The sequence below is a fragment of the Acinetobacter lactucae genome, assembly GCF_001605885.1.
Taxonomy (GTDB): domain Bacteria; phylum Pseudomonadota; class Gammaproteobacteria; order Pseudomonadales; family Moraxellaceae; genus Acinetobacter; species Acinetobacter lactucae.
The window spans coordinates 63,549-81,033 of the sequence record NZ_LRPE01000034.1 but is presented as its reverse complement, the minus strand read 5'-3'; the positions used below and the strand labels follow the sequence as shown (position 1 = coordinate 81,033).

Here is a 17,485-nt window from a genome sequence, read left to right as displayed (position 1 = left end):
AATGCCAATGATAGACATCCAACATATCTCTAAATGGTATGGTGATTTTCAGGTTTTAACAGATTGCACGACGAGTATTGAAAAAGGTGATGTCGTTGTTGTTTGCGGACCATCTGGTTCAGGAAAATCAACACTCATTAAAACAGTAAATGCTTTAGAACCATTTCAACAAGGTGACATTATTGTTGACGGAATTTCGCTTAAAGATCCAAAAACAGATCTTGCTAAATTCCGTTCCCGAGTAGGAATGGTCTTTCAGCACTTTGAACTTTTTCCACACATGACTGTTTTGGAAAATTTGACGATTGCTCAAGTTAAAGTGTTAAAGCGTTCAGTTGCAGATGCTCGTGCAAAAGGTTTGAAATATTTAGAGCGTGTAGGTTTACTTGCTCATAAAGATAAATTTCCGGGTCAGTTGTCGGGTGGTCAGCAGCAACGTGTAGCGATTGCGCGTGGCTTGTCTATGGACCCAATCTGTATGTTGTTTGATGAACCAACTTCTGCACTTGATCCTGAGATGGTGGGTGAGGTTCTTGAAGTTATGGTGCAACTTGCACATGAAGGCATGACCATGATGTGTGTTACCCATGAAATGGGCTTTGCTAAAAGAGTATCTAATCGATTAATTTTTATGGATGAAGGTAAAATTTTAGAAGACTGCCCAACGCATGAATTCTTTGATAATTTAGAAGCTCGTCATGAACGCGCTAAATTGTTCTTAGAAAAAATTCAGGCGATGCATTAATACCTCTAAAAAAAAGAGCCTTTAAAGGCTCTTTTTTTTATCTAATTCTTAGAAGTTATATTTTGCTAAGAGATTGATACGAGAATAGTCTCCCTTATCACCTGCAAAAGTTTCACGCTGGCCATATGTGTATTCTGCACCTAAATCAATATTTTTAACTGGATTCCAAATTAAATTGACCAAAGCATTATAAATTTCTTTGTTATAGCTGGTGCTGGTTAAATTGCTATTTGCATAGACACTATCATCTTTATATTGAATGCCTCCTATAGCAAAAGTAGAGCGGAGAATAGGACTCCATTTTCGTTGATACCCAATCACTGCACTATCAAATTCACCTAAATTAATGTCTTGTGTTGTTGTGTCATAAGCATAAGCAGAATTGCTATACGATAAATATCGACCATCTCCTTTAACATGATAATAGTTAGCTACTAAACTATCTTGAGGCGTTAAATCATATTTGCCCCCAACACCTACACCCCAACCAAATTTTTCTTCAGATGAGCTATCTTTTGGAGCCACTCGATTTTCATGCGCAAGCCCATGTAACTGTAATAAGCCTTTATTATCTGTAGTTTTAAAGTCATAGCGTGTAGTTAGAGCAGGGAAGCGACTGCCTCCTGCGGCATTACTTACTTTTTCAACATCGCCACCTTCTAGGGCAATTAATATTTTTTGCTGTGCATTGATTGGTTGAGTATATCGGACTTGTACAGTACGAGTGGTTCCTGTTCCGACTGCACCAGTAAAGTCTAGTGTTTCTGGTGATGTATCGGTATTTACAAAAGGTGAAGTTGTTTGGCCTGCTAACCATTTACCTAATGACATGTAGGCGTGGCGAACACGGAAGGTACCATTACCATTATCGCCGTTTCCACCCATGAAATCGGCTTCAATTTTACCTGTTAAATCTCCATACTGAGTTGGGCGAGTAATATCTAGACCAATCCGTGAAGTTGCAGCTGATACATTTAGTGAATCTTGTCTTGGGTCATCTTTATTTAAAGGATAGTTGGCTGCATTTGAAATACTACCATTTGAGCCTTTAAAGTCGTAGGTTGCATCTACTCGAACATTCCCATAAAGCTTAACTTGGGTTTGTCCATCTGCCATTGCCATCCAACCTGGTTTTGATGCTGGAGGCGTAGGAGACGCTGGTGCTGCGGGAATTGTTGCTGGAGCACTGACAGTTAAAGCAGTTTTTTGTTGATCAGATAGTTTCTGGATGAGTTGCTTTAACTCTTTTACTTCATCTCGTAAGGCATTAACTTCAGCATCTGTAGCGGCATGCACAGGTATTGTTACGCTCATTGCACCTAAAGAACTCATTGCTAACACTAATGTTTTGATCTTATTCACAGGAACTCCCCCGACATGGATAAAAATTTTCCTGCAAATACATAACAAAAATGATGCCAACTTTAAGAAACTTGAAAAACAAACAAATTTTGCTAATTACTTCCTTTCTAGCTTCAAATAGTAGTAAGAATAAGCATTTTACATAGATAATTCGGATTAAAGCATAAAGTTAACTCTCTAAAATGAACCGTACATGAAACTATTTGCACGTTTAAAAGGCATAAAAGAAATAAGTTTTATAAAAATAAATTTTTAGCTGCCTTTAAACCTTTGTATTTTCAATGCAGAAGTGAAGGTATAGGGTATACTGTCTTTACTTTGAAATTCTGGCTGGAGATAAGAGTGGAGTTAGATCGTTTTGATAAACAAATTCTAGAAATTTTGTCTCATGAAGACTTAAATTTGAATGAACTTTCAGAACGGATCAATCTGTCAGTCAGTTCTGTGCACCGCCGGATTAAGCACCTGATTGAAGCCAACATTATGGGGCAGCTCAAAAGGGAAATTAATTTTAGTAAGCTTGGTTTTACTTTACATATTTTATTGCAAGTTTCGTTGAGCAAGCATGATAGTGAAACATTTGATAAGTTTCTTTCTGAAATAGAAGCCATTCCAGAAGTAACCAATGCATTTTTGGTAACAGGGCAAAGTGCCGATTTTATTTTGGAGCTTGTGGCACGCAACATGGATGACTACAGTGAAATTTTATTAAGACGTATTGGAAAAATCGACAACGTAGTTGCTTTGCATTCGAGCTTTGTCATTAAAGAATATAATGTATTTAATTGTTATAACTTGCTCAACAAACTATAAAAAAAACGCACCAATTGGTGCGCTTTCTTTAATTCAAATGTTTGATTTTAAGCATCAAGTTGAGCTAAAACTTCATCCGAGAATTCAACGTTGGTATAAACGTTTTGTACATCGTCAAGATCTTCAAACATATCAATCATTTTAAGAATTTGTTTTGCTTGGTCAACATCTGTAATTTCAGCTTTTGTAGATGGACTCATCACAACTTCAGCGTTGTCAGATTTTAAACCAGCAGCAGCAAGAGCATCCTGAACTTCACCGAAAGTTTCTGGTGAAGTGATGACCAAGATTGCATCTTCAGAAACTTCAATATCTTCAGCGCCAGCTTCTAAAGCAACTTCCATGATTTTATCTTCTAAAGAAACATCTTCAAAAGTAATCTCACCACGTTTAGTAAATAGATAAGATACAGAACCCGCAGTTCCTAAGTTACCATTTGTTTTACTAAAACAGTGACGTACGTCTGGTACTGTACGGTTTAAGTTATCAGTCATTGTTTCAACAAGAACAGCAACCCCACCAACCCCATAACCTTCGTAAGTTACTTCTTTTAAATCATCATTATCTTCACCACCAGCACCACGTTGGATTGCACGGTTAATGGTGTCACGTGTCATATTAACTGAGAGAGCTTTTTCTACTACTGCACGCAGACGAGGGTTGCTAGCAGGATCTCCACCACCAAGTTTGGCAGCAGTCACAATTTCACGAATATATTTAGTAAAAACTTTACCGCGACTTGCATCTTGTTTCGCTTTACGATGCTTAATATTGGCCCATTTAGAATGACCCGCCATGGACGTGAACTCCAAAAAAAGAAAATGCAAAAGTGCTGGAATATTAGCATAGGCTTGGTTTTGTTGAAAACTGTTGCCCTGCGTTTTGTTAGCCAATTGAATAAGAACAATAAGCTTAAGACCTAATGATTGAGATTAGGTCAAATTAATTCCCATTTGATTTAGTTAATTTTTACATCTATATCAAATTGAGCATATAGCTCTTTAATGGTTTCCAAGTCTTTTTGTAAATCAGTCGGATAAATTTTACCTAAAATCCCCCCTTGTTTACTTCGAGCGTTTGCATACATTAAAACAATAGGTACATTGGCTGCTTTTGCAATATGCCAAAAACCTGTACGGATAGGCTTACGTTCAGAGCCATCTTTAGCACGAGTAGCTTCAGGAGCAATTACCAAGTTAAAGGTTTCATGTGATTGAAATTGTTCGACCATTTGTGAAACGATATCTTTACTTGCTTTACGGTCAACTGGAATACCACCGAGCTTTTCTAAAATTGGTTTAAGTGGACCCTTAAAAAGTTCTTTTTTTATTAAGGTATGAATTTTGATATCTAACATTTGGAAGAGGGCAATCGATAACACTGCATCTAGATTCGAAGTATGTTCAAAGCCAATAATAACTTGTTTTTTTTCAAGAATTTGAGGGTCTACATTGTAGGTCCAACCAACGGCTTTAAAAATAGAGTTACCTAGAAATTTTTTCATAGATCAGTGCATGGTGATAAATTTTCAGGATTCTAATATGAGTTCGTAAAAAAGCCTAGAGAAATTATGAAAGCTAAAGTAAAGCACTAAAATTTAGAATTATCTCAGTTATAAAGTATTTGAAAATTTATTTTTTATTTTTTCTCAAATTTTTTATTAAAATAACAAGCTTTGATAATTTTAAATTAAGATACGTACTCGGGAATCTCTTCTGTAATTAAAAACTCAATATATTTCCAGATTTTTTCTGGGTTAATTAGATTTTTATCCGTAGTCCCATCAATAATCATACCATCTATAATAGAAATAATGATATGAATGAGAGGGGTAGGATTTTCTATACCTAATTGAGTAAGCTTTTCATCCAATAAATTAGTTAACCATTTTGTATATTCATAAAATGGTTCACGAATCGAAGTATATTGTTTAGATACTTCAATAAATGCTTTTTTAAATAAACATCCATTAAATGTTTCGCTATTGATCCAGTCCACATACCACTTGAAAATAATATGAATTTTTTCGAGTGGGTTGGCATCTTGATGTAAATTTAATTGTTCATTGATTGAATTTTGAATATTTATATTCCGATGTTGCAAACATTCCATAATTAAATTTTCCTTTGAAGGAAAATATTTATAAAAAGTCATTTTTGCAACGCCAGAATCAGCAATAATTCGATCAACTCCAATGGAGGTATAGCTTTTTTGGTTAAAGAGGGCTGTTGCTGTTCTTATAATAGTTTCTCTTTTTGACATTGGTTTTCCCGTCGTGAATATTTTTTGATTAACTTTGCTATTGTAAAGTGTAGATGCTTAAATAAAACTTATTTTATAGTATTTAAAAAATTATATTTATTCAATAGTTTGGTTGATTTAAAAAAACAACATATTATGTATTTGGTTGGCAATAATTTACTTTTTTAAATATTATTAATTAATCCGTTGATTTGTTGAGATAATAAACATAGTATCAACTTGTTAAGCATAGGTGAGCGGAATTTATTTTGGCAATTGAATGCATAATTGAAATAAAGGGAAAACCTATAACTTAACTATAAGAACAACTTTCTACTGAGAATCATTATGTTAAAAAAATTTGAAGACTTTAATAATCCAAGAGAAAAAGCATTGCAGGGGATGAAAAATAGTATCCCTGCAAAACAATGGGATGAGAATTTACAATTTCTTCAACAGTTAAGAAAAAAAATTGCAGAATTACCGGTTTGTAAGCATCCTGCAATTGAGTTATTAAATAGTGGATATCTGGATAAGACGACTTTGAAGCATATTCATTTAGAGTATCGCCATGCGATTGTACAGATTTTTACTGATGCTCTATTAAAGGCCCAGTTTCTAACAAAACAATTGGAACCTAAACTTCATTCTGGAGCTAAGATGTATCCAAGGGTATTATTAAGTTTAAATATACTTGATGAGTTTGGTTTTCGTCCTGGACTCGATAAAGATAATTATTATTTGGGGAATCCTGAATACGCTCACTATCCTTTATATGAAGATTTACTTAATGATTATGGTTTAACTGAGCTTGACCGCCGTAATTATAAACCATCAAAATTTGCAGATCAGGTGAGATCATTCTTAGAATCTTCTTATGATAGCTATATTAACGTCGTAGCATTATTGGCTGTTGCAGAAGAAGAAGTCATTCTTTTCAGTCCACCATTACGTCAAGCGACTAAATTCGTAAATATTGATGTTGAAGGTGGGGGTTATTACCATGTACATGGTGTATCCACGGATGAAACATCTGAGGCTGCTGATGATGATCATCAAGATGACCTTTGGTTTGCGTTAGCGCAAGCGATTACAAAAGATGATTATGAAAGCTTAACCAAGCTATGTATTGATTACTGTGCTTTATGGAATGAGTTCTGGGATGCACAAATTGCAGATGTTCAATTTATTGAAGAAAAGAAACTGGCATAACCATTCTGATAAGTTTGAACAAAGCCCATCTATAAACAGATGGGCTTTTTAAATTACAAAGTTTCTTAGAAGCTAAACTATATTCTCAAATAAGATCTAAAAAGCTTATGAGTAACTTTTGGTTTATCAACAATCATTAAACAGTTCTATAAATCTGCTACAATTACGCCAATTTTTATTTTGATCGACTTTTAGGTCTTTGGCACTGCAATCTCCGCAGTAGGTGTATTTCATGAGTTTTAAAGATGAGTTAGCGGCACAGGTTGCTCAACGCCGCACATTTGCCATCATTTCCCACCCCGATGCCGGTAAAACCACTATGACAGAAAAATTACTGTTATGGGGTAAAGCAATTCAGGTTGCAGGGATGGTAAAAAGTCGTAAATCTGATCGCGCAGCTACATCTGACTGGATGGAAATGGAAAAAGAGCGTGGAATTTCCATTACCACTTCTGTTATGCAATTTCCTTATAAAGGTCACACCATTAACTTACTGGATACACCGGGACATGAAGACTTCTCTGAAGATACTTATCGTACCCTAACTGCAGTTGACTCTGCGTTAATGGTGATTGATGGTGCAAAAGGTGTCGAAGAACGTACCATCAAATTGATGGAAGTTTGTCGTATGCGTGACACTCCGATCATTTCATTTGTAAACAAGATGGACCGCGAGATTCGTGAACCACTTGAGTTGCTGGATGAAATTGAAAATGTCCTTAATATTCGCTGTGTACCTATTACATGGCCATTAGGGATGGGACGTGATTTTGCTGGTGTATACAATATTCTTGAAAATAAATTGTATGTCTACAAAGCAGGTTTTGGTTCAACCATTACCGATATTGAAGTGCGTGATGGTTATGACCATGCAGATATCCGTGAAAAAGTAGGTGAGCTGGCTTGGGCGTCTTTTGAAGAGTCACTTGAGCTCGTACAAATGGCGAACGAACCTTTAGACCGTGAATTATTTTTACAAGGTAAACAAACTCCAGTTCTATTTGGTACAGCATTAGGTAACTTCGGTGTTGACCATGTATTAGATGCATTTATGAATTGGGCGCCAGAACCTAAAGCACATCCAACACAAGAGCGTGTTGTCGATGCGAAAGAAGAAGGGTTTTCCGGTTTCGTCTTTAAGATTCAAGCAAACATGGACCCGAAACACCGTGACCGTATTGCCTTTATGCGTATCTGTTCAGGTAAATACGAGAAAGGTTTGAAAATGAATCACGTACGTATCGGTAAAGATGTACGTATTAGTGATGCATTGACATTCCTTGCGGGTGAACGTGAGCACTTAGAAGAAGCGTGGCCAGGTGATATTATTGGTTTACATAACCATGGCACAATTCAAATTGGTGATACTTTCACAAGTGGTGAAAATCTACATTTCACAGGTATTCCGCACTTCGCACCAGAGATGTTCCGTCGTGTGCGTTTGAAAGATCCATTAAAGTCAAAACAATTGCAAAAAGGTTTGAAAGAGTTGTCTGAAGAAGGTGCAACTCAGGTATTTATGCCACAAATTAGCAATGATTTGATTGTGGGCGCAGTTGGTGTACTTCAGTTTGACGTTGTTGCTTATCGTCTGAAAGAAGAATATAAAGTTGACTGCGTGTATGAGCCTGTAAGTGTTAATACGGTTCGTTGGATTCATTGTGATGATGACAAGATTCTCAATGAATTTAAGAAAAAAGCGCATGATCAGCTTTCTATCGATGGTGGCGGTCACTTAACCTATCTTGCACCAAGTCGTGTGAACTTGCAGATTATGCAAGAGCGTTGGCCTGATATTCAGTTCCGTAACACACGTGAACACTAATCTTTAAGATTTGACAGACAGCTTCGAAAAGAAGCTGTTTTGTTTTGAAAAATAAGAAAGGATGATGAGATGAATTTGAATAGAAAGACATTTATTGTGTTTTTAGTTGCGGTAATCATATTAATTTTGGCGATTTGTCTTTTTGTCTGGAAAAGCACTCAGCCTTCATCATCTTCTCAAATCAAATCAACTTCTACCCAGAATCAAAATATAGAGAAAGCCGAAGTACTACCATTTCTTAACATACAACAAGTAAAAGCTGATTATGCTTTGCCATTTTGTGAGAAGAAGAATTGTATTGATGTCGATATTCAAACGATAAAGACTCAAGATGCATGGCTAAATGAATGGATTGCGAAAAGTCAGGCTAAGGTAATTCAAGATCAAATTGATTTGAAAAAAGACTTAAGTTTGCAGCAAGCCATTAATGCTTATGTTAAAAGGTCTGATGAATGGCAAGATAAATATTCAAAGAATCGAGCTTACGAATTGCATCTTCATACCCGTATTGCATCACAGCGTAATCAATACGTTCTATTGCAATTAGGGCTTGATACCAAACAAGAAGAGCTTACGATTAAAGATCGTTATTACTTTTTTGTGGCTGACCGAAAACTGCATAAGAGCTTAACTTTGTTAGATGTTTTACAAAAAGATCAACAAACTACTGTGCATCAAATGGTGCAGGTGGCATATCAAGACTGGTTAAAAAAGCAGACTGCTGACATAAAGAAAGAAGCACCAAAAACTTTATATTGGGGACAGGCAGATTGGTTCTTTGATGGTGAAGGGGTTGGCTTACATTATCAGGCAAACCAGATTACTAAAGAAGCTCCACAGCTCGACATTTATTTATCTAAAGAACAGACCAAAAAAATATTACAACCCGAGGTTTATGAACAAATGTTTTAAGATGGTAGCAGAATTTGCAACCTCTATTTATATGCGCTAATTTCTTAGAAAGGCATAGCGTAATCTCCTTAGAATAAAAGGCAAAATATGATGTTATCTTCTAAAGCTTCACTGCGATTAACTTTGCTTGCTTCTGCTATATTTTTGGCAGCATGCCAACCTAAAGCTGATCCTAAAGATTCTCAAGAGCAGCAGAAACCAGCAGTCGAGGAACAAAAGCCAGTAGAGTTGACTTTGAAGGGTGAAACAATTCCTAGTAAGGTGGTTTTACCTGATTGTGATGGTAAAACTTGTCCAGAATTTACGGTAGAGCGCTTACAGAGTAATTTTCCTTTTATTGACAAAATTATAGATCAGCAAATCTTAAATACATTAAATCAAATTTTAGAAATTGCTAAACCTGATGCTAAGGGCACGCAAACGGAACAAAAAACAGAAGCTTCAGCGACTGCGGGTGCAGAGCAAAAAAATAGCTTTGATGCGCAGGTACAACGTTATGCAAATTCATTTATTGATCTAGATAATGAGTTAAAAGCTTTAAGTAGTAATCATCAGATCAATCTTTTAGTTAAACCTAAAATTTTGCAGGCTCAAGGCAAAGTTGTCACTGTCGTGCTTAATAGTAGTAGCTATTTGGGTGGTGCTCATGGCTCTGCTGCACAGCATTACTATAATTTCGATTTAAAAGAGCAAAAACAGATTGAGCTTGAATACTTGTTGCGCCCACAGAAAAAAGCTGTATTAGAAAAGTTAGCGCATGAAGCCTTTAAGACTTGGGTAACTGATTCCAAACTTGCTGATAATGTTGCTGACTATGAGCAGGCGTGGCCGTTTAAATTATCTAATAACTTCTTGTTGGGTGAGCAAGGTTTAATCCTTCAATACGGTGAATATGAAATTGGACCATATGTGGTTGGGCTTCCTCGATTAGTGATTCCTTATGCCCAATTACACGATGTGTTGAAAGAAGACTATTTGCCACAGCCTAAAGCTAAACCTGCTTCGGCACCAGTTGCAAAAAGTGCTGGCTAATGCATCTGTTTGATACTCATACGCATTTCGATGTTGCCGATTTTGATGAAGATCGGCAGCAATTAGCGCTTAATGCTAAAAAAGCGGGTGTAGATGCATTAGTCTTAATTGGCTTTTTACAGTCCCGCTTTGATGAGTTGGTACAGACTCATCATCAGTTAAAAAGTTGGGAAAATGTCCCCACTTCATATTTAGCACCAGGCTTACATCCGTTTTATATTGAGCAGCACCAACTAGACCATCTTTCTCATCTTGAGCAAATTTTGCAGCAACAGGACTGTGTAGCTGTGGGTGAAATTGGTTTAGATACTTTCTTAAAAGAACATAAGCAGCCAGATATCTATGCCAAGCAAAAACAATATTTTGCTGATCAGTTAGAATTGGCAGCCCAATATCAGAAACCAGTATTGCTCCACATTCGAAAAGCGCATGGTGATGTGCTTGCCATATTAAAAGCTCAAAAATTTAAATTTGGCGGAATTGCTCATGCCTTTAGTGGTGGGGTAGAAGAGGCAAAAGGTCTTATCAAGCTTGGTTTTAAAATTGGTGTGACGGGGCAGATTACCAACCCGAACGCAAAAAAACTTCATACCGTTGTGCAGGCTATAGGTGCAGAGCACTTGGTGATTGAAACAGATTGTCCAGATATGACACCGCTTTGCTGTCAAACCTCAACAGAACAGCGGACTCGTAATACCCCTGTTAATTTGCCTTATGTTTTACAAAGTTTGGCTGAAAATTTAAATATGCCAGAGTCGGATTTGGCTGAGTTGCTGTGGAAAAACTCTCTCACTGCATTGAAATTATCGTAATAAAAATCAAAGATTAAAAATAGTAACTAAAACAAAACACAGTGATTAAAAAAGAAGCTTAAAGTAAGAAAACAACATGTAAAAACGTGAAAAATAACATTGCCAGACATGGGAGGATAACCCAATGGCTAAGTATAGCAATATCAATAGTTTTAATGCTTTACAGACGCTAACAGTAGGTTCCAGCAATTATCAGATTTTTAGCTTAGCCCAAGCAGAGAAAACGCTAGGGGATATTGCCAAACTGCCGAAATCTTTAAAAGTACTATTGGAAAACTTATTACGGTTTGAAGATCAACATAGCGTTAAAATTGAACACATTCATGCTTTAGCAGAATGGCTAAAAACTCGTACCTCAGATCAAGAAATTCAATATCGACCTGCAAGGGTTTTAATGCAAGATTTTACCGGTGTTCCAGCGGTAGTCGATTTAGCTGCAATGCGAGCAGCGATGGCACAGGCGGGAGGCGATCCAGAAAAGATTAACCCGTTATCTCCTGTAGACTTAGTCATTGACCACTCTGTAATGGTTGATTATTTTGCCGATGATCAGGCCTTCGAAGAAAACGTTCAAATTGAAATGCAGCGTAATGGTGAGCGATATCAATTTTTACGTTGGGGGCAGTCTGCATTTAATAACTTTAGTGTAGTGCCACCGGGCACGGGTATTTGCCATCAAGTCAATTTAGAATATTTGGCTCAAGCGGTGTGGTTAGGTGAAGATAATGGTCAGACTTTTGCATTTCCAGATACTTTAGTCGGTACAGACTCACACACCACCATGATTAATGGTTTAGGTGTTTTAGGTTGGGGGGTAGGAGGAATTGAGGCCGAAGCTGCTATGTTAGGTCAACCCATTTCTATGCTTATTCCTGAAGTCATTGGTTTTAAACTGACTGGCAAATTACAAGAAGGAATTACTGCAACTGACTTGGTGTTGACCATTACTCAAATGCTCCGTCAAAAAGGTGTAGTGGGTAAATTTGTAGAGTTCTATGGAGATGGTTTAGCCGATTTACCTCTTGCTGATCGTGCAACCATTGCCAACATGGCACCAGAGTATGGTGCGACTTGTGGTTTCTTCCCGATTGATGAAGTGACACTAGGATATTTGAGATTAACTGGTCGTCAAAGTGATCGTATTGCACTGGTTGAAGCATATAGCAAAGCACAAGGCTTATGGCGAAATGCTGGTGATGAACCTGTTTTTACAGACACTTTAAGTCTTGATATGAGCACGGTTCAGGCAAGTTTGGCAGGTCCAAAACGCCCACAAGACCGAGTGCTTTTATCAGAAGTACCAAAAACGTTTAATGCGCTGATGGAGTTAACTTTAAAACCAGCCAAAGAAGCCAAAGAGCGTTTAGAAAATGAAGGCGGTGGCGGTACTGCTGTCGAAGCAAAAAAAGCAAATATCCAACATGAAAGTCCTTCTTGCGTGATTGAAGGAAAAGAATATCCATTAAATCATGGGGATGTTGTTATTTCAGCCATCACTTCTTGTACCAATACTTCTAACCCGAGTGTAATGCTGGCGGCGGGGTTACTTGCTAAAAAAGCAATTGAAAAAGGTTTGCAGCGTAAACCATGGGTGAAAAGCTCTCTTGCACCGGGTTCTAAGGTCGTTACAGATTATTTATTGGCTGCAGGTCTTACGCCATATTTAGATGAGTTGGGCTATAACTTGGTGGGATATGGTTGTACGACTTGTATTGGTAACTCAGGTCCATTACCAGAGCCAGTCGAAGATGCAATTCAATGCCATGATTTAAATGTCGCATCTGTACTTTCTGGTAACCGTAATTTTGAAGGACGTGTGCATCCATTAGTTAAAACTAATTGGTTAGCTTCTCCACCTCTTGTTGTGGCTTATGGCTTGGTGGGTAATATTCGTACCGATTTGACTACGCAACCTATTGGGCAAGGTAAAGATGGGCAACCTGTCTATTTAAAAGATATTTGGCCAAGTCAGGCAGAAATTGATGAAGTCTTGCAAAAAGTAAATACAGACATGTTCCACAAAGAATATGCGGCTGTGTTTGATGGTGATGCGACATGGCAAGCGATTCAAATTCCACAAAGTAAAACTTATGAGTGGGCTGATGATTCAACTTATATTCGTCATCCGCCGTTCTTTGAAGGCATTGGTGAGCCACCAAAAGCTATTAAGAATATTGAACAGGCCCATATTTTAGCTGTTTTAGGTGACTCGGTAACGACAGACCATATTTCCCCAGCCGGTAATATCAAAAAAGACAGTCCGGCAGGTCGATATTTACAAGAGCAAGGTGTTGAGCCAAAAGACTTTAACTCTTATGGTTCTCGACGCGGTAATCATGAAGTCATGATGCGCGGGACCTTTGCCAACATCCGTATTAAAAATGAAATGCTTGGTGGTGAAGAGGGTGGTAATACCATTCATGTGCCAAGTGGTGAAAAGCTTGCTATTTATGATGCAGCAATGCTTTACCAACAAGAGCATACACCGCTCATTATTATCGCTGGTAAAGAATACGGAACAGGTTCTTCACGTGACTGGGCTGCCAAAGGAACAAATTTATTAGGCGTAAAGGCTGTCATTGCCGAAAGTTTTGAGCGTATTCACCGTTCAAACTTGGTAGGTATGGGCGTGTTGCCCTTACAGTTTATTGATGGACAAACTCGACAATCTCTCAACTTAACTGGTCATGAGGTGATATCAATTCGAGGTTTGTCGGATGGGATTGAACCTCATCAAATTCTTGAAGTTGATGTCAAAGGACCAAATGGAGTAGCGAGCCATTTTAATGTGTTATGTCGAATTGATACGTTAAATGAGGTCGAGTACTTTAAGGCGGGTGGTATTTTGCATTATGTACTTCGGAATTTGATTGCTGGTTAGTTAAAAAAGAAACCCCGTAAAATATGGGGTTTCTTCTTATGAAAATCTAACTAAATTTAAATAATTTCTTCCAGCTAAATGATGACGTCAGTACCCAAACATCGAATGGATTAAAATATAGTGAATCTACATCAAAAAAATCGCTAGATGCTTTTAGGGAAAGCTTTAGTGGTTCTGATTCTTCATCAGCCGAAAAAGTTTGATTTTCTAATAACTCTGGGTTTTCTATAAGAAGATATAACAAGAAGTTATTCAAAATATAGGATGCTTGATCTACCTTTAGGTTTATACATCCATCTGGTTTGCCGAATTGCTGCATTCCACAAGAGTAGAGTAAATTATCATCAGAAATAATAGGGATAAAGGCTTTAAATAGATCTAATATATTTTCAGCGTTATAGCTAAGCCAATCGCTTTTAAGGTGTGTAAGACCCGAAGTCTCAACTTTAATTGCTAAGCCACCTGCTTTCATGAGGGCCTGACCTAATAACAGAGCTTGTTGTGCTAACTCTATTGATCCGCCATCACAAACAATATAAATAACCATATTATGTTGTTCAATTTTTTTTAATTCGCTTTCAGAAAAACGACCTAGACTAAATGATCTAAAAACCTCACTGACATTTGGATCATTTCCATATTCTTCAACTTCAGCATAATATTCATTTGTTAAAGATTTAATAATTGAGCCCGCATAAATATATCCAGTTTCATTAACAAGTAGGGCATGTAATAGAGCTTGATGATTTTCCCAAATACCAGGAATACATAAGATAATTTTTTGATTAAATTCTTGATTCATTATTAATAAGTTCTAAGGAGCTTTTCCCACTCATAATATCGTAAAAGATATGCGATACCAATTGATTGAGGTAAAATACCTCCCGTGTTTTATATCCCCACAGAGTAGCAATGACCGATCTCCAACAAGATGAATATGACCGCCGTTTTGCAGGTGTAGCCAAAGTTTATGGTGATTCATCGTTCCAGCACTATGAAAAAAGTCATGTGATGGTGATTGGTATTGGCGGTGTCGGTAGTTGGGCGGTAGAGGCTTTGGCACGCACGGGTATTGGTGAGATTACATTAGTCGATATGGATGTGGTTGCAGCATCAAATGTGAACCGTCAGCTACCTGCCATGACATCAACACTGGGCTGTGAAAAAGTTGAGATTATGGCGGAGCGTTGTCGCCAGATTAATCCACGTATTAAAGTTAATATTATTGATGACTTTTTAACCCCTGAGAATGTCACCGAGCTTTTAAACCCTGTACCCGATATTATCTTGGACTGTATTGATGACGTTAAAGCAAAACTGGCTTTAATGCTTCATTGTCGTTTTAATAAAATTCCTTTGATTGTTTCGGGCGGAGCAGGTGGTAAACTCGATCCCCTTAAAATCCGTGTGGCTGATTTATCAAAAACAGAACAGGACCCGATGTTAGCGAAGCTCCGTAGTCAGCTTCGTGCTCGCGGCATCTGTAAAAAGCCAAAAGAGAAATTTGGTATTACCTGTATTTACTCAATCGATAATCCATTTTCAAGTGCAGATGTTTGTCCATCGGCAGGCTTACGTTGCGGTGGATATGGTTCAGCGGTAGTGGTGACGTCAAGCTTTGCGATGATTGCTGTGGCTGAAGTATTGAAGAAACTCGATTTAAAGAAAGCGTAATTTAAATCTTAAAAGGCAGGCACTTATGTGAGTGCTTGCCTTTTGTTTTTTGAGTAAAGTTAAAATTGATTTAATCATATAACTCTATGCTGTCGTGTTTGGGCTGTGTTGGGAGCTGTTGATCATAAAATTTAAAGCACCATAAAATTAGAACAACAATGGTGAAGATGGCGAACCCTTTTAAATACTTCATGAATAATTCAATCAAGTGAATGGTCTTGATAAAATTCTAGCGAAGGCAACCTATCTAATCTAATATAAAAAATAGACCTTATGATCTAATTTTGAGATAGAAATGCTCACGTTAAAACAATTCCAATATTTTATAAAAATCGTTGAAGAAGGAAGCTTTACCGCGGCTTCTGAAAAGCTATTCATAGCTCAGTCTGCTTTAAGTCGGCAAATGAAATTATTAGAGGAAGAAATTGATTTTCAATTATTTGATCGTACTGATAAGAAAGTAAAACTCACGGCGGCAGGAGAGGTCTTCTATAAAAAAATAAAAGATAATATGCATTATTTAAATGAGATCATTGGAGTTACTAAGAATATTGCAGAAGGAAAAAATCGTCAGATTAAAATTGCTCACTCGAGCAGTATTGTTATGGATGATAAAAAGGTCCAGATATTAAAAGAAATTAGCTTAAAGCAAAAAATTAACTTTGAGATAAACACGTTGTCATCTGAGCATCAGGTTTTGGCTTTACTGAATGGGGAGATTGATATTGGTTTGATTAGACCACCAGTTCGGCACACATTAGATGACATCAATGTTATTAAATTATATGAAGAACCTTTAATGGTGGCCGTGCACACTGATCATGCTAAGTTTGCAAATAAAGAGAAGTTGGAAGTTAAAGATTTAAAAGATGAATACTTTGTTTCTACGCCACATTCTAAAAGAGGTGGATTAAGCTATTTAGTCTCAAATCTATGTTTAGCCGCAGGATTTACTCCACAAAAAGCTCCAATCCAGTCGCGTAAGACTTCACAGTTACAACTTGTGGCTGCAAATTTAGGTGTAAGTATTGTGCCTAAAGAATTTCAGCAGATCTTACCTGCTCAGGTGAAACTATTACCTTTAACCGATCAGTTATCACTTTCAGAAGTAGTTTTAGTCTATAGAAAAGATCATGATGAAATAATTCAGCATTGTGCCGAACACATTCACCAAATTTTTCAATCTTAAAAAATTGATTAGGCCGCTAATCTATAATAAGTATAAGTTACGCTGTCATCTTTATAGACATCATAGCTATTTTGTTTGAAGTCAGAGACCCATTCACTTCCCGTATAGCCTGCAATATGCCCATAAACATGGTTGCGGGTTCTGTGAATGATGTAAATATCGCCTTCTTGAGGTTCGTCAAAAGCTGGGTCAATTTGTTTGTAGCCAATTTTTTTAAGGGTATCGCCCCAATCGGAAGCTGCGATTGGATGGTTTTCAACATTAGCACCGGCTGACTCAAGAGCAAGGCGGATACTACGTGCACATCGAGCTTTACTACGTCTAGAGGTGATGCTTTCTAATTTAGCTACGAATTTATCAACATCTATTGCTGGAGTATTGGAAGTTTCAGTTTGATGATTATTGGGTTTCATGGTGAAAGGATAAGGGAGGCTTGGTGCGCTGTGCGATACAACAATGGCTGCCTGATTTGAATCCTGATACATGTAATTATCAGCTACTTGTCCGTCATAAATAATCATCGTGAAATCTCTACCGTGCTACTCATATCCATATTAAAAAAATCACCACCTACCTGTGGCGTTCAGAGATACTAATAGGCGTACCTTAAAAGTTTTGTTTATGTTATGTAATAACGTATCTTTTTTCCAGAAGTGTCTGCTTTGAAGAGAAAAGATACTTATAAAAGAGATGGTTAAAAATAGTAAAATTTAAATTATTGATATCATTATAAATAAATAACTAATCAGAGCTTAAATTTGAATATTTCGCTTCAACATTTGCGAAT

At 37.1% G+C, this 17,485-nt stretch carries 17 protein-coding genes; 10 read left to right on the top strand and 7 right to left on the bottom strand.

Translation table 11 applies throughout. The features are described 5' to 3' along the window. Position 1: 1 nt before the first annotated feature. Positions 2-745, top strand: a complete 744-nt coding sequence (locus AWW73_RS11815; protein WP_002114298.1) for an amino acid ABC transporter ATP-binding protein — start codon at positions 2-4, stop codon at positions 743-745. Between the two features lie 48 nt (positions 746-793). On the opposite strand, the gene AWW73_RS11810 is transcribed toward AWW73_RS11815, so the two are convergent. Next, on the bottom strand, positions 794-2,107 hold the full coding sequence (locus tag AWW73_RS11810; RefSeq protein ID WP_205630324.1) for a DcaP family trimeric outer membrane transporter: 1,314 nt from the start codon (positions 2,105-2,107) through the stop codon (positions 794-796). A gap of 342 nt (positions 2,108-2,449) precedes the next feature. On the opposite strand from AWW73_RS11810, the gene AWW73_RS11805 reads away from it, so the two are divergent. Beyond that, positions 2,450-2,920 (top strand): Lrp/AsnC family transcriptional regulator, encoded by a 471-nt coding sequence (locus AWW73_RS11805; RefSeq protein WP_002050132.1) that lies wholly within the window; start codon positions 2,450-2,452, stop codon positions 2,918-2,920. A 47-nt stretch (positions 2,921-2,967) separates the two neighbouring features. On the opposite strand, the gene AWW73_RS11800 is transcribed toward AWW73_RS11805, so the two are convergent. The 3 genes from AWW73_RS11800 to AWW73_RS11790 form a co-directional block, all read right to left on the bottom strand. Next, positions 2,968-3,717 (bottom strand): YebC/PmpR family DNA-binding transcriptional regulator, encoded by a 750-nt coding sequence (locus AWW73_RS11800; protein ID WP_016145035.1) that lies wholly within the window; start codon positions 3,715-3,717, stop codon positions 2,968-2,970. Between the two features lie 161 nt (positions 3,718-3,878). Continuing rightward, a complete protein-coding gene (locus AWW73_RS11795) occupies positions 3,879-4,424 on the bottom strand; it encodes a 1-acyl-sn-glycerol-3-phosphate acyltransferase (RefSeq protein WP_016145036.1) in 546 nt (181 codons plus the stop codon). A gap of 185 nt (positions 4,425-4,609) precedes the next feature. Further along, a complete protein-coding gene (locus tag AWW73_RS11790; RefSeq protein ID WP_062849734.1) occupies positions 4,610-5,182 on the bottom strand; it encodes a TetR/AcrR family transcriptional regulator in 573 nt (190 codons plus the stop codon). Positions 5,183-5,509: 327 nt separating this feature from the next. Between AWW73_RS11790 and AWW73_RS11785 the strand changes: the two genes are divergently transcribed. From AWW73_RS11785 to acnA, 6 genes are all read left to right on the top strand, one after another. Further along, on the top strand, positions 5,510-6,373 hold the full coding sequence (locus AWW73_RS11785) for a hypothetical protein (RefSeq protein WP_016144331.1): 864 nt from the start codon (positions 5,510-5,512) through the stop codon (positions 6,371-6,373). Between the two features lie 232 nt (positions 6,374-6,605). Next, a complete protein-coding gene (locus AWW73_RS11780) occupies positions 6,606-8,198 on the top strand; it encodes a peptide chain release factor 3 (RefSeq protein WP_005066204.1) in 1,593 nt (530 codons plus the stop codon). Positions 8,199-8,267: 69 nt separating this feature from the next. Beyond that, entirely contained in the window at positions 8,268-9,110 is an 843-nt protein-coding gene (locus AWW73_RS11775; protein ID WP_062849733.1) for a hypothetical protein, read from the top strand. A gap of 90 nt (positions 9,111-9,200) precedes the next feature. Continuing rightward, positions 9,201-10,142 carry an RsiV family protein gene (locus AWW73_RS11770; protein ID WP_081409600.1) on the top strand — a complete coding sequence of 314 codons (942 nt, stop codon included), beginning with the start codon at positions 9,201-9,203 and terminating at the stop codon, positions 10,140-10,142. Further along, the gene (locus AWW73_RS11765) at positions 10,142-10,954 is read left to right on the top strand and encodes a TatD family hydrolase (RefSeq protein WP_062849731.1); all 813 of its coding nucleotides are present in this window, start codon (positions 10,142-10,144) and stop codon (positions 10,952-10,954) included. Before AWW73_RS11770 ends, AWW73_RS11765 begins: the two co-directional genes overlap by 1 nt. Before the next feature lie 124 nt (positions 10,955-11,078). Beyond that, positions 11,079-13,835: an aconitate hydratase AcnA gene (gene acnA / locus AWW73_RS11760; RefSeq protein WP_062849730.1), complete on the top strand. Its 2,757-nt coding sequence runs from the start codon at positions 11,079-11,081 to the stop codon at positions 13,833-13,835. 46 nt (positions 13,836-13,881) lie between these two features. On the opposite strand, the gene AWW73_RS11755 is transcribed toward acnA, so the two are convergent. Continuing rightward, positions 13,882-14,637, bottom strand: a complete 756-nt coding sequence (locus AWW73_RS11755) for a DUF4261 domain-containing protein (protein ID WP_032005567.1) — start codon at positions 14,635-14,637, stop codon at positions 13,882-13,884. A gap of 110 nt (positions 14,638-14,747) precedes the next feature. Here AWW73_RS11755 and AWW73_RS11750 point away from each other — a divergent pair, with 110 nt between their 5' ends. Further along, on the top strand, positions 14,748-15,509 hold the full coding sequence (locus AWW73_RS11750) for a tRNA threonylcarbamoyladenosine dehydratase (protein WP_039764299.1): 762 nt from the start codon (positions 14,748-14,750) through the stop codon (positions 15,507-15,509). 70 nt (positions 15,510-15,579) lie between these two features. On the opposite strand, the gene AWW73_RS18665 is transcribed toward AWW73_RS11750, so the two are convergent. Further along, positions 15,580-15,702, bottom strand: coding sequence for a hypothetical protein (locus tag AWW73_RS18665; RefSeq protein WP_081033649.1), 123 nt, complete (start codon positions 15,700-15,702; stop codon positions 15,580-15,582). A gap of 96 nt (positions 15,703-15,798) precedes the next feature. Between AWW73_RS18665 and AWW73_RS11745 the strand changes: the two genes are divergently transcribed. Then, on the top strand, positions 15,799-16,698 hold the full coding sequence (locus tag AWW73_RS11745; protein WP_081409599.1) for a LysR family transcriptional regulator: 900 nt from the start codon (positions 15,799-15,801) through the stop codon (positions 16,696-16,698). An 8-nt stretch (positions 16,699-16,706) separates the two neighbouring features. Here AWW73_RS11745 and AWW73_RS11740 read toward each other — a convergent pair whose 3' ends face one another. Further along, on the bottom strand, positions 16,707-17,219 hold the full coding sequence (locus AWW73_RS11740; RefSeq protein ID WP_061874674.1) for a hypothetical protein: 513 nt from the start codon (positions 17,217-17,219) through the stop codon (positions 16,707-16,709). Between the last annotated feature and the right edge of the window lie 266 nt (positions 17,220-17,485).

Bases quoted from the DNA above. Each gene is read 5' to 3' on its own strand.
- AWW73_RS11795 (WP_016145036.1), bottom strand. From the start codon at position 4,424: ATGAAAAAATTTCTAGGTAACTCTATTTTTAAAGCCGTTGGTTGGACC.
- AWW73_RS11750 (WP_039764299.1), top strand. From the start codon at position 14,748: ATGACCGATCTCCAACAAGATGAATATGACCGCCGTTTTGCAGGTGTA.
- AWW73_RS11780 (WP_005066204.1), top strand. From the start codon at position 6,606: ATGAGTTTTAAAGATGAGTTAGCGGCACAGGTTGCTCAACGCCGCACA.
- AWW73_RS11775 (WP_062849733.1), top strand. From the start codon at position 8,268: ATGAATTTGAATAGAAAGACATTTATTGTGTTTTTAGTTGCGGTAATC.
- AWW73_RS18665 (WP_081033649.1), bottom strand. From the start codon at position 15,702: ATGAAGTATTTAAAAGGGTTCGCCATCTTCACCATTGTTGTTCTAATT.
- AWW73_RS11815 (WP_002114298.1), top strand. From the start codon at position 2: ATGCCAATGATAGACATCCAACATATCTCTAAATGGTATGGTGATTTT.
- AWW73_RS11800 (WP_016145035.1), bottom strand. From the start codon at position 3,717: ATGGCGGGTCATTCTAAATGGGCCAATATTAAGCATCGTAAAGCGAAA.
- AWW73_RS11740 (WP_061874674.1), bottom strand. From the start codon at position 17,219: ATGATTATTTATGACGGACAAGTAGCTGATAATTACATGTATCAGGAT.
- AWW73_RS11770 (WP_081409600.1), top strand. From the start codon at position 9,201: ATGTTATCTTCTAAAGCTTCACTGCGATTAACTTTGCTTGCTTCTGCT.
- acnA (WP_062849730.1), top strand. From the start codon at position 11,079: ATGGCTAAGTATAGCAATATCAATAGTTTTAATGCTTTACAGACGCTA.
- AWW73_RS11785 (WP_016144331.1), top strand. From the start codon at position 5,510: ATGTTAAAAAAATTTGAAGACTTTAATAATCCAAGAGAAAAAGCATTG.
- AWW73_RS11790 (WP_062849734.1), bottom strand. From the start codon at position 5,182: ATGTCAAAAAGAGAAACTATTATAAGAACAGCAACAGCCCTCTTTAAC.
- AWW73_RS11755 (WP_032005567.1), bottom strand. From the start codon at position 14,637: ATGAATCAAGAATTTAATCAAAAAATTATCTTATGTATTCCTGGTATT.
- AWW73_RS11765 (WP_062849731.1), top strand. From the start codon at position 10,142: ATGCATCTGTTTGATACTCATACGCATTTCGATGTTGCCGATTTTGAT.